The 11,336-nt window shown below is 44.5% G+C and carries 11 protein-coding genes and 1 tRNA gene; 7 read left to right on the top strand and 5 right to left on the bottom strand.

Annotated features, from left to right (window positions below):
• Positions 1 to 10 precede the first annotated feature (10 nt).
• Positions 11 to 1,069, bottom strand: a complete 1,059-nt coding sequence (gene lpxD / locus DLM76_RS05510) for a UDP-3-O-(3-hydroxymyristoyl)glucosamine N-acyltransferase (RefSeq protein WP_118964617.1) — start codon at positions 1,067 to 1,069, stop codon at positions 11 to 13.
• A 283-nt stretch (positions 1,070 to 1,352) separates the two neighbouring features.
• On the opposite strand from lpxD, the gene DLM76_RS05515 reads away from it, so the two are divergent.
• Positions 1,353 to 2,285, top strand: coding sequence for a ferredoxin reductase domain-containing protein (locus tag DLM76_RS05515; RefSeq protein ID WP_118964618.1), 933 nt, complete (start codon positions 1,353 to 1,355; stop codon positions 2,283 to 2,285).
• A 226-nt stretch (positions 2,286 to 2,511) separates the two neighbouring features.
• Entirely contained in the window at positions 2,512 to 2,727 is a 216-nt protein-coding gene (locus DLM76_RS05520; protein WP_118954526.1) for a transcriptional coactivator p15/PC4 family protein, read from the top strand.
• A 21-nt stretch (positions 2,728 to 2,748) separates the two neighbouring features.
• Here the strand turns inward: DLM76_RS05520 and DLM76_RS05525 are convergent, their stop codons facing one another.
• Positions 2,749 to 4,368 (bottom strand): anti-sigma factor antagonist, encoded by a 1,620-nt coding sequence (locus tag DLM76_RS05525; RefSeq protein ID WP_118954631.1) that lies wholly within the window; start codon positions 4,366 to 4,368, stop codon positions 2,749 to 2,751.
• Positions 4,369 to 4,555: 187 nt separating this feature from the next.
• On the opposite strand from DLM76_RS05525, the gene DLM76_RS05530 reads away from it, so the two are divergent.
• The 5 genes from DLM76_RS05530 (at position 4,556) to recR (ending at position 7,515) form a co-directional block, all read left to right on the top strand.
• The gene (locus DLM76_RS05530) at positions 4,556 to 4,975 is read left to right on the top strand and encodes a nucleoside deaminase (RefSeq protein ID WP_241548203.1); all 420 of its coding nucleotides are present in this window, start codon (positions 4,556 to 4,558) and stop codon (positions 4,973 to 4,975) included.
• A gap of 35 nt (positions 4,976 to 5,010) precedes the next feature.
• Positions 5,011 to 5,094: transfer RNA gene (locus DLM76_RS05535), tRNA-Ser, on the top strand.
• A gap of 10 nt (positions 5,095 to 5,104) precedes the next feature.
• Positions 5,105 to 6,577 (top strand): DNA polymerase III subunit gamma/tau, encoded by a 1,473-nt coding sequence (gene dnaX / locus DLM76_RS05540; RefSeq protein WP_118954524.1) that lies wholly within the window; start codon positions 5,105 to 5,107, stop codon positions 6,575 to 6,577.
• 4 nt (positions 6,578 to 6,581) lie between these two features.
• Positions 6,582 to 6,929, top strand: a complete 348-nt coding sequence (locus tag DLM76_RS05545; protein ID WP_118954523.1) for a YbaB/EbfC family nucleoid-associated protein — start codon at positions 6,582 to 6,584, stop codon at positions 6,927 to 6,929.
• Complete coding sequence (gene recR / locus DLM76_RS05550; RefSeq protein ID WP_118954522.1) at positions 6,922 to 7,515, top strand: recombination mediator RecR; 594 nt, start codon at positions 6,922 to 6,924, stop codon at positions 7,513 to 7,515. Before DLM76_RS05545 ends, recR begins: the two co-directional genes overlap by 8 nt.
• Here recR and DLM76_RS05555 read toward each other — a convergent pair.
• The 3 genes from DLM76_RS05555 to DLM76_RS05565 form a co-directional block, all read right to left on the bottom strand.
• On the bottom strand, positions 7,512 to 9,086 hold the full coding sequence (locus DLM76_RS05555; protein ID WP_118954521.1) for a hypothetical protein: 1,575 nt from the start codon (positions 9,084 to 9,086) through the stop codon (positions 7,512 to 7,514). The genes recR and DLM76_RS05555 overlap by 4 nt on opposite strands.
• A gap of 3 nt (positions 9,087 to 9,089) precedes the next feature.
• A complete protein-coding gene (locus tag DLM76_RS05560) occupies positions 9,090 to 9,938 on the bottom strand; it encodes a transporter substrate-binding domain-containing protein (protein WP_118964620.1) in 849 nt (282 codons plus the stop codon).
• Positions 9,939 to 10,000: 62 nt separating this feature from the next.
• Positions 10,001 to 11,314 carry an OmpA family protein gene (locus DLM76_RS05565; RefSeq protein WP_118964621.1) on the bottom strand — a complete coding sequence of 438 codons (1,314 nt, stop codon included), beginning with the start codon at positions 11,312 to 11,314 and terminating at the stop codon, positions 10,001 to 10,003.
• Between the last annotated feature and the right edge of the window lie 22 nt (positions 11,315 to 11,336).

The raw sequence follows: 11,336 nt of genomic DNA on the forward strand, positions 1-11,336 counted from the left end.
CCTGTCAAGCTCAATCCTTCTCCTCGATTTTAATTCCTGCGTGTTTTTCCAGTTCTTTGATTCGTTTGGCCCATTTTTGAAAGTTCACGAGATTGTGGATGTTTACGCGCACTTTTTGAAATTCCGGAAAGGTTAAACCGTAATCCCAACCCACGAAGATATCTTTTTTCTTGGGAGAATTTCTCAGCGAGGTTCCGCCCGCGATGATCGTTCCCGCAGGAACATGAAGATGATCCGCAACCGCACAAGCTCCGCCGATAATCACGTCGTCTTCAACGATCGTGCTTCCGGCCACACCGCTTTGTCCTGCAATGATGATATTCTTTCCTAAGACGCAGTTATGCGCTACGTGAACCATATTATCGAATTTGCATCCGTTTCCGATGACTGTGTCTTCCAACCCGCCTCGATCGACCGCGCACAAAGAGCCCATCTCCACATCGTCGCCGATGATCACTCCGCCGACTTGAGGAATTTTCGTGTGCGTTCCGTTTACGGTAACGAATTTAAAACCGTCTCCGCCTATCGAACAATTTCCCGAACAGATAAAACGTTTTCCGATGATCACTCCGTGTTGAATGGAAGAATTCGGACCGATATGAGAACCTTCTCCGATCGTTACGTTACGTGAAATTTTCACTCCGTCTTCCAGATACGTGTTCGCTCCAATCACGGAGTTTTCACCGATCACTACATATTCTCCGACCGTTACACCCGGTCCCAACTTTGCGCTCGGATGAATCAGAGCCGTCGAAGAAATTTTTCCGGAAGGGACATAAGGAGGATAAAGAACGTTTAGAACTTCCGCAAGACTCAGTTCAGGATTCGATACGACAAGGCACGGCAATGAAATCTCACGGGAGAATTCTTCCGTTGTAAGAACGACGCTGGAAAGAGTCTTCTTCGCTTCGCTTAACATTTTCTTATTGGAAAGGAAGCTAATGGAACCCTTGGCACCGGGGGATAAGGTAGCGACCTTATCGATCAAAATCGATTCGGGTGATTGAGTATTTACGATCTTAGATCCGCTGATTTTTTTAGCCAGATCCAACAAAGTGATTTGGGGCATGTTTCCCTCGTTTTTATTATTGGATACACGGAGAAATCAGAGATCTGCGGAGTCACTCAAAAAAAGAAAACATAGCCGTTCCGCAGCTTATCAAGTTATAAGAATTATTAAATGCTTTAGCAAAATGACCGCTTCGTGCGGCATTTGCACATTTTGATCGATGAAAATCCCGATTTTGAAACAGCTGCAAGTTTGCGGAAATATCCCGTTTGACGAAATGCCTTCCCCTAAAACCATGTAGGAAATTTGGAAAATTCTTCATTTTTAGGAATTGTACGCGCTCATGAAACCGATCAGAGAACCTCAAATCAATTTATTCAAAAAATCGAATCCGTATAAAGCAAAAGTAATCAGCAACGTTTTATTAACTCCGGAAACGGGCAAAGGAAAAAGACCCAAAAAAGAAGGAGAATCGCTCGTTCATAGAATCACGCTTGCGATCGATCACTCCGCATATCCGTACGTAATCGGACAAAGCGGCGGCGTAATTCCTCCGGGAGAAGATCCTGAAAAAAAAGCGAAAGGTCTTGCGGATGTTGGTTACACCGTGCGTCTTTATTCCATCGCTTCTCCAAGTTACTCTTTCGGAATGAAGGAAGACAACATCGAATTCATCATCAAAAGAGACAACGTATATGATGAAAACGGAAACATCCAATTCAAAGGCGTTTGCTCGAACTACATGTGCGATTTAAAACCCGGCGATGAGGTCGTAATGACCGGACCTTCCGGAAAAAAATTCCTTCTTCCCGTTACGGACTTCAGCGGAGACATTATGTTTCTCGCAACCGGAACCGGAATCGCTCCTTTTATCGGAATGAGCGAAGAACTTTTGGAACACAAGCTCATCAACTTCACTGGGAACATCACTCTCGTTTACGGAGCGCCTTACTCCGACGAACTCGTAATGATGGACTACCTCCGTGGATTGGAATCGAAGTATAAAAACTTCAAGCTCGTTACCGCAATTTCTAGAGAGGAGAAGAATTCTTTCGACGGCGGAAGAATGTATATCTCTCACAGGGTTCGTGAACAAGCCGATGCGGTGAAGAAAATTCTGAACGGCGGCGGACGTTTCTACATCTGCGGCGGACCGAAAGGAATGGAAAAAGGCGTGATCGAAGAAATTCAAAAGATCGCGGGCGATACCGGAACCTACGAAGAATTCAAACACCACTTAGAAGGCGCTCATCAGTTGTTCGTTGAAACTTACTGATCGTATTCTAAATTCTTAAAATTCGAAGCCGAAGGAAATTTCGATTTCTTTCGGCTTTTTTATTTTGAAATCCTGATCGAGTCAAAAAACGGATCGATGAAATTTGCGTCCGTTGTTATTACTGGTATAAGAATTACATTTAATTATGCATTTGTGAATTGTTTCCTGAAGACCGGCGCCGCTGGCAGCCTTCCTAAGTTCAGGTGCAGTTCCGGGAGAATTGTGAATGGGAATCATCCGCGACGTAGACAAGGGCAGAGGAGAAGTGATTCGGGTGGAAGTATCCGAATACAAAGGAACTAAATATCTGAACCTTCGAGTTTGGTATACGGACAAAGACGGCGAAAAAAAACCGACTCAAAAAGGAATCGCCATTCCTCCCGAACTCTACGACGAAATCAGGGAAGCAGTGATCGAAGCGGAAAGCGAAGTCAAAGAATAACTGAATTCTTTGCGATGTGATTCAAAGACTTCTTTCCTGAATCACATCGTTGATCACGATCCGAGCCGCTTCTTCCGTATCCGCAACCCGAATGTGACTTTCCAATCTTGTGATCGAGAAAACCTTTTTCACCGAATCTCTCAAATCGGAAACCACCAACTCGCCGCCTCTTCTTTTCAGCCAACCCGAAATCTGAATCAAAGTTCCGATCGCCGACGAATCGATATAGGAAGAAGCTTTCAGATTGATGACGATAAACCGAAACCCTTCGTGCATTTTTTCCTGAATGTTGGTCTTCAACTCGGGACATTTATACAAATCGATATCGCCCGTGGATTTATACACAAAGATCTGATCGTGATATTCGATATCCTCGGAAATAGGATCGATGTTTCTATATTGAATGTCAGAAGCACCGGCCATCAGATGTTTTCCTGCGGTTTTCGAATTCTCCTTAATCTTCGTTTCCAGCGCCTCCAAACGTGATTTCAAAGAACTCATTACATCGGGCGCGAGATCGATCTGATGATCCACATCCTTAATCAACACACTCAGGATTTTAGAAGCGTCTTCCAACGAACCTTCTTTAATCAAAGAACTCGCCTTCTTCAAAGCCTTTCCCGATTTTGCGACGATCGTTTCCACGATCACGTCCGCGTCTTCTTTAACCGATTGCGATTTCCAATCCGGCTTTAACTCGAACTCTACGTTTTCCAATTTCATCTTTTCGGAAAGATTGTAAAACGAACTGGAGATTTTGATTCCTCCGATTTGATCCGAGTTGTGAATCAGATTTTCAGGATGAGTTCTGACCCGAACCACGATATTTCTAATGTCGTCCGCGCGCATATCTCCGCATTGAAGAACGACCGATTTGATTCTGCTCGGTTGATCCGGATCCATTTCGGTATAAAAAGGAATGTCGCTTATCAATTCTAAGAACTCCACGTCTTTCCCGAACAAAACTTTCGTCTCGATGGATTGCGCGTATAAGGAACCGATATCTCCGAACTCGCGGAAAAAAATATCTCCGGTTCCTTCAGGACTTTCGATGTAATAAAAATTTCCGCCGCCCGCATCCGCGATATCCTTCAAAAGAATCTCGTTGAAGTCGTCTCCGAAACCGATGACGGTTGTCGATATTCCTTTTTTATAATGGTCGGAAGCGATCTGAATCAGATCCACTGGATCGGTGATTCCTTGCGTAGGATTTCCGTCCGTTAATAGAATCGCGCGTTTATACACGGATGGATCGGAAAACATTTCCAAACCGCGTAACGTGTGCAGCCAACCTCCCGATAAGTTTGTGGAAGTTCCCGGAAGAATCGTATGAATCCGATTGACGATCGAAGTTTTTTCGACGAGTTGTACGATCGGTTGAATGACGTGAATGTCTTCCGCGTATGCGACGACGGAAAGAAAATCTCTTCGAGTCAACCAGTTGACCAAGGAGGAAGCCGCTTGGATGACCGCTTCCAACTTTTCTCCTTTCATAGACCAGCTTCTATCGATCGCCAATCCTAAGACGATCGGTCTTCGATCGGGATTAGCCGCTCCGGTTGGAGAATTCAGACGGATTAAGACGGAATTGTTTCTGTTTTCCGAGACTTCGTTATGTAAAAACTTCGCGGAGAGAATCATTCCGTAGAAAAAACCATTTACCGAAGGTCCGATCAAGAAGAATTTGTAGAGTATCTCTATGCACGGATCTCTAAATGATAAGAATCCACTTCCGAATCAGCGAAATCTTTCCGCACGGAAAGATGCTGAAAAAGAAAATTCGGATCTCGAGATCGACGATTCCATTCTTCGCGACTTTATACAAAGAATGGAGAATCTCGTTTTGCATGCAGGAGAAGAAATTCCCAGCTTTACTAGAATTTATCACAAACACGAACTCGTCTGCGAGACGTTTAACGAAGTGGAGAAGAACAAGGATTCTTCCTTTCATAGCGAAATTCTTTGTATTCGAGACGCGAAGGAAAAACTGAAAACTCGTTATCTCTCGGATTGTATTCTCATCACTTCTTTGGAACCGTGCTTGATGTGCGCGGGAACGATTCTTCTTTCGAGAATTCCGAAAGTCATTTATCTTTTGCCCGCGAAACAAGGAGAAGGAATTTCTTCTCTCAGCATTGAAACGATCTATTCTCGAAATTTTTTCCCGGAACTCGTTTGTATTCCGGCGGAGATTTCTAAAAACGCGTTCAAATCGTTTTTCAAAGCCAGAAGAAAGAAATTCAATTGACGTACAGCCTCTCGACAGAATTCCTGAAAGCAATAGGAGAAGTGTCAGAGTGGTCTATTGTGCATGCTTGGAAAGCATGTGTGCCAAAAGCACCCCGGGTTCGAATCCCGGCTTCTCCGACTCCGTATTATGGCAGGAACTCACGAAGTCCTTTCCCGGAAGTATCGCCCGCAGAGATTTCGGGACGTAATCCATCAAGACCTCGCCATAGGCGCCCTTCAAAACGCTCTTAAATCCGGTAAAATCGGTCACGCTTATATCTTCTTCGGGCCGCGCGGAGTCGGTAAAACAACCATCGCAAGAATTCTCGCGAAACGTTTAAACTGCCAGAACCCGACCGACAACGAACCTTGTAACGAATGTTCTTCCTGCACCGAGATCACGCGCGGAATTTCCAGCGACGTTCTCGAGATAGACGCCGCGAGCAACCGAGGCATCGAAAACATCCGCGAACTCAGAGACAACGTTAAGTTCGCTCCGATGGGCGGGAAATATAAGGTTTATATCATAGACGAGGTCCACATGTTGACGGACCAGTCTTTTAACGCTCTATTAAAAACTCTCGAAGAACCTCCGTCTCATATCGTCTTCGTTTTAGCAACGACCGAGTTTCATAAAATTCCCGAGACGATTCTTTCCAGATGTCAGGATTTTATTTTTAAAAAAGTTCCTTTGTCCGTTCTTCAGGATTATTCAGAAAAACTCTGTAAAATCGAAAACGTTCAGTACGATCAGGAAGGACTTTTCTGGGTTGCGAAGAAGGGCGACGGCTCCGTAAGAGATATGCTTTCCTTTATGGAACAAGCGATCGTCTTCACCGATTCCAAACTTCTCGGAGCCGGAATTCGGAAAATGATAGGTTATCACGGGATCGAATTCTTGACTTCGTTTATCAAAAGTCTCGTCGATCCGGACAATCATTCCAAGGCTCTTGAAATTCTCGAATCGCTTTATCAGGAAGGTCAGGACATTTACAAATTCCTGTGGGATTCGATCGAATTCACTCATACATTGAATTTAATCCGCGATTCTCTTGCCGATCCGGAGTCCGTTAACTTTCCGAAAGAAGATCTTGTAAAGATGAAATCCGATTTCGAGAACGTGGATTCTTCCAAACTCAATTTCCTTTCGGGTAAACTTTTCGAAATCTACGAAAGAATCAAAACGATCCGTCTGAGAAACTCTTTCGAGATCAAGGTCTTTACGGAGATCCAAATCAAGAAGCTGGTTGAAGAATTAACTTATCCAAGCTTAGCTGGTTTGGTCGATCGGATCAATCATCTGATTTTGATGGTTCAAGGTTCTAAGAACGCCGCTCCCGAAGCGGAACGCCGCAATCCTGTCTCGACCGAGTCTTCCGTTAAAAACGCTCCTCAAAGCGAAGCTTCTAAAAAAAAAGATGACCCGCTTTCTCAAGCGATGGAATCTCATTTCGAGTCTAATGAACAGGATTCAAACACGGAATCGATGTCGGCTGAAAGTTCGAAACCTTCTCCAACTTCCGAATCGAATCCTCAGAAATTCGATACCAGCACCGAGATAAAGAAAAAATTTCTTGGTACGGAAGTGGATCGAAGTAAAATTCCGAGACTGGATTCTTAACGTTATGTTTGATAAGATCAAAAACTTTTCCGAACTTCTTTCCAACATGGGCGCGTTCCGTGAAAAAATGGAAGAGGTAAAAAAACGCATCGCTGCGATCCGCGTGATGGGCGACGCGGGAGCGGGAATGGTGACCGTTACCGCAACCGGAGAAGGTCAGATTACGAACGTATTCATCAACAAACAACTGTTCGACGCGGACGACAATAAAATGCTCGAAGACCTCGTAATGGCCGCGACAAACGACGCTCTTAAAAAAGCGAGAGAAGCGACCGCTTACGAATTCCAATCCGCTTCAGGCGGTTTGGATTTTTCTGAAATTTCTAAAATGTTCGGCGGAAATCTTGGCTAATCATCTTCTCGACGAAATGGTGGAAGCCCTTTCTTCTCTTCCCGGTATCGGAAGAAAGAGTGCGTTTCGTATCAGTTTTCATCTTTTGCGTTTGGAACAGGGGCTTTTCAATCAATTCATTCATCAGCTTACGGACACCAAGAGCAGAATCAAATTCTGCAAACGATGCGGTTCGTATGCGGAAACGGAAGTCTGTGATATATGCACTTCCGAAAAAAGAGACACGCATACATTCTGCGTTGTCGAACAACCGGAAGACATCTTTTTTATCGAGAACACAAGAGAATTTCACGGCAAATATCACGTGTTAAACGGAGTCATTTCCCCGTTGGAAGGAGTGGGTCCGAGAGATCTTAGAATCAAGGAACTTCTGGAACGAATCGAACCGGAACAAGTGAAAGAAGTTTTGATCGCGACCAACCCGACTTTGGAAGGCGACGCGACCGCGGATTATTTAGCGAACCAGCTCAAACCTCTTTCGGTGAACGTAACCCGAATCGCATACGGCATTACGGTCGGAGGTTCGATCGAACTTTCGGATCAATATACTTTGGGAAGAGCGATCCGTTCCCGCCTTCAACTTTAGAATCTATGCTCCGCAGTTACGAAAAATTCCCGAAGAATTTTTCCCTGCGTCGTATCTAAGTAAGCCTTCAACCCGTCGCCCGCGACAAAGTAACCGGATCTCATCAGGATCTGCATATCTCGAAACGCATTCCATCTTAAGTTGACGTTGATCTCGTGTCCGAAGAAAGCGCTGGTCTTATATCCGTTTTCAAAATTGAAGTAGCGGTTGTTTTCGATATACGGAGATCGAGTTCCGTATAAACGATAATAACCTAAGGTTAAAAGCAAAGGACCGTAGACGACAAAGTCTCCGTTGATTCCATACTCGTATAGACCGCTCGAATCCTTTCCCGAAAAAAGCGCGTAACCCCCGGTAAAGTCGTTTGCGATATTGGATATGGAGTATCCGGGCATCAACGTTTTGTAACCTCCGCCTCGGAGATTCGCTTTGGTTCCGTCCTTATCGAATCCGGGACGTCCCGTACTTCCGACCCCGATCAAGTTAATCGTAAGATTCTCGCTGTAACGATACGAAAATTGCAGATCGGCCATTCCACCTGAAATTCCGTGTCTGCTGTATCGATTGTATAAGATGTTTCCAGCGCTATCTCGATAGGGATCCAACGCTTGAACCGTTCCATGATTGTAAATTCCGTGAACGACAAATCCGAAATTAGACAGGTTGATCTCGTTCATAAAACCGTGCCAAAATAATTGGCCGACTTCGCTATCCAGAGCGATCACATTTCCTTTCGCGTTCGTCGTCTTATCGATCGAGTTGATCGTATCATCCAAAAAGTAAGAATAAAGTTCGTGTTTTACGTTGTTGAAAAAACTCGTTTTGATTTCGTAAAAGTAAATATTCGTACCGACGTAATTCTTATCCGCGTACGTATTCTTATCCAAATCAAGCTGCGCGTTCTGTCTCGCAACGAACCAACCCGCTTCGATCGTCGTGTTCCATAAACGAAAGTCTTTGTTGATCGTAACGCCCGTTCCAGGCGTAAACACGACCCTTCCTCGTGCGGAAGAAAAAAGCTGCTGACCGACCCGTAAACTGAAAGCATCTTCCGGAAGTTTAAAGTTCAAATATAAAAACGTGGTTTGGATGTTCACCGGGGCGCTGAAACCGGCTTCTCCTCCTTGTCCCGGACCGGTCGTCGAGTTTTGACCGAAGCCTTTTCCTCCGAACGTGATGTCCCCGACCTGAACTCCCCAAAGCGCTTCGAAGTATTTCGAAGTGTTGAAGTTCATGTTGACGGTCATTCTCGTATCAAAGTAAGAAATGTCTTCTTTACGAGGAGACAAGGTGCTTGGATTTCCCTTGAGTCGTTCCGCGATTTCATTGTCCACTGCGGTTTGGTTTCTTTGTTGTTCTTCGGTTTTGAACGCTTCTTTGTCGTAAGGAGTTGCGGCGGTTTGACGCGAAGTGAAAATATCTCGGCCGAGATTGAATCCGCGAACCCTGTAATTTCCCTGAAAGTCGAGTTTGGTTTTTTCTTCGATCTCTTGGGAAAAAAGCAAAGAAGGAATTAAAAATAACAAAAGGGAATAGAAGCGATAAGCCTTTTTAAAAAGGTCGATGGACACGGATCATTTTACCCAGTTGTTCTGATTAAAATATCGGCTTCTTAACTCTTCCAAAACACCGGTCCGTTTCAATTCCTTGATGAAGAAGTTCAAATTATCCGCAAAAATAAGATCATTCTGCGGAAGCGCCGCGCTGATATTTTCCTCCTGAACGGTTCCCAAAAGGGGAAGGTAATTCGCCCGTAAGGAGGGATTTTTTTGCAACAGGGTGAGAATGAAAAAACTGTCCGCAACGAAGCAAGTCACGTTGTTGCTGACCAGATTGTCGACCGCGATCGAATCGGAAAGATAACTGTAAATCGGAAGTTTGGAATATTTTTTCTGAAGATAAATGTGGTTCGTAGAATTGGAACGAACGGAAAAACTCACGAGCCCGCTCAAAGTGGAAAGATCCGCAAGACTTATAAAACGTCTCGAAGTGACGATGTTTCCTTCCGGTTCGGGGGGAAGAATCTTTTTACTCACAAGACCGGCCGGAGTCGTAACGAGATACGGATCCGAAAACGTAACCTGTTTTCCTCGGTTTAGGTCCGTAGACATTCCGGCTAACGCGAGATCGATTTTACCGGCTTTGATGTCCTCAGAAAATTGACGAAACGTTTTTAACGGAACGAGCTTTAAAGAGACGCCGAGATAATCCGCGTAAAGTTTTGCAAGCTCCGCGTCGATTCCCGGATAACCTTCTTTCGGATTTTCGATATAGAACGGTTCGTATTGCTTATTGACGCCGACTACGAGTTCCTTTTTGGAAAGAATCTTTTCCAATCTCGAACCGGCATATTCCGATTGAGAAAAAAGTGCAAAGGGAAAAACGAGAACTAAGAGCAGGCTAAGGATTCTTTTCTCGAACATGAAACAAATGCTGAATCGAACCTCGTTTTTTTCCAGAGCATTTTAAAGCGAAAACACAATTTCTAAGGACCGAGGATCTGAAACTCGGTTCTTCTATTCTTATAATCCGTCTCGGGATTTTTCTGCGGCACGACCGGTTCCGAACTTCCTTTTCCGTCCGTGGTGATTCTTCCGGAATCGATCCCTTTTTTCAGAAGATAATCTTTCACGGCATTCGCTCGATTGCGGCTCAAGACCATATTGTCCTGAGGGTCTCCGTTTAAATCGGTATGGCCCGTGATTTTGATTTTCACATTCGGATTTTCCTTCAAGTAAGAATGCAAATTCTCTAAAATAGAAAAAGAATTCTCCAGAATCTCGTAAGAGCCCAATGCAAAGTGAATGCTGTCGAGCGAAATGGATTTTCCTTTTTCCAATTCTTGAAACGGATTGGAAAGATTGGAATAGATGTCGTAGTCGCGACCGCTTCTTCTGCAAAAATAAAACGTGCGGCCGTCACCCGCTTCCAGATAGAACGCTTCATCTCCCGGCGTATTGATTTCCGGTCCGAGATTGATCGGTTCCGAATAATCGCCGTTCGCAAGAATCGAAGATTTGTATAAATCGTAACCGCCGTAACCTCCGGGCCGATTGGAAGAGAAGTAGATCGTCTTCCCGTCTTTGCCGATCGTGGCGGCGATTTCGGAATACGGCGAGTTGATCGGCTCGGGTAAACTCGTCGCCTTCTCCCAAGTTTTGTTTCTGTAAACCGAAACGAAAATATCGGCTTCCGCAACTTGAGCAAACGGATAACGCGTAAAATACAAATGATTGTTGAACAAGAACGGATTTTCTTCGATCTCTTCCGTGTTTACGGTTCGAGGAAGAACGGCGGGCGCGGCCCAAGAGGAATTCACCTTTTTCGAAAAATACAAATCGCGGGAAACTCCGATCTTCCCGTTGGAAAGTTGAAATTCGATCGCGCCGTCACGATTCGAAGAGAAGATGATTCCTTCTTCTTTGTTTAAGATAAACGGGCTTTGATCGTCGAAGTTCGAATTCAGAACTTCGATCTCTTCTCCTTGCTTCCATACATCACCGACGCGAGTGGATCTATAAAGATCTGTGTAATTGGAATTCTCCCGTTTCGAATAGAAGTAAAGAACGTTGCCATCATCCGTAAGACTGATTCCGAACTCATTGAGATTCGTGTTGATCGAACCTTTTAGTTTCTCCAGTTTCAGTTTGAACGGAGTGGATGCGGAATCGTTCGGTCGGGTTTGCGCGCTCAAAGAAACTATGAGTAAAAAGGAAAACGTACAGAGTGAGACGTTAATTTTACAAAACGAAAGAATTCCGTTTTGAAGGATTCTTTGAGGATTTAAAAAGAAGGACATGTTCGACTCCAGGGATTCTAAA

This window comes from Leptospira yasudae (genome assembly GCF_003545925.1).
Classification (GTDB): Bacteria; Spirochaetota; Leptospiria; order Leptospirales; family Leptospiraceae; genus Leptospira; species Leptospira yasudae.

Bases quoted from the DNA above. Each gene is read 5' to 3' on its own strand.
- lpxD (WP_118964617.1), bottom strand. From the start codon at position 1,069: ATGCCCCAAATCACTTTGTTGGATCTGGCTAAAAAAATCAGCGGATCT.
- DLM76_RS05515 (WP_118964618.1), top strand. From the start codon at position 1,353: ATGAAACCGATCAGAGAACCTCAAATCAATTTATTCAAAAAATCGAAT.
- DLM76_RS05520 (WP_118954526.1), top strand. From the start codon at position 2,512: ATGGGAATCATCCGCGACGTAGACAAGGGCAGAGGAGAAGTGATTCGG.
- DLM76_RS05525 (WP_118954631.1), bottom strand. From the start codon at position 4,368: ATGATTCTCTCCGCGAAGTTTTTACATAACGAAGTCTCGGAAAACAGA.
- DLM76_RS05530 (WP_241548203.1), top strand. From the start codon at position 4,556: ATGGAGAATCTCGTTTTGCATGCAGGAGAAGAAATTCCCAGCTTTACT.
- dnaX (WP_118954524.1), top strand. From the start codon at position 5,105: ATGGCAGGAACTCACGAAGTCCTTTCCCGGAAGTATCGCCCGCAGAGA.
- DLM76_RS05545 (WP_118954523.1), top strand. From the start codon at position 6,582: ATGTTTGATAAGATCAAAAACTTTTCCGAACTTCTTTCCAACATGGGC.
- DLM76_RS05560 (WP_118964620.1), bottom strand. From the start codon at position 9,938: ATGTTCGAGAAAAGAATCCTTAGCCTGCTCTTAGTTCTCGTTTTTCCC.
- DLM76_RS05565 (WP_118964621.1), bottom strand. From the start codon at position 11,314: ATGTCCTTCTTTTTAAATCCTCAAAGAATCCTTCAAAACGGAATTCTT.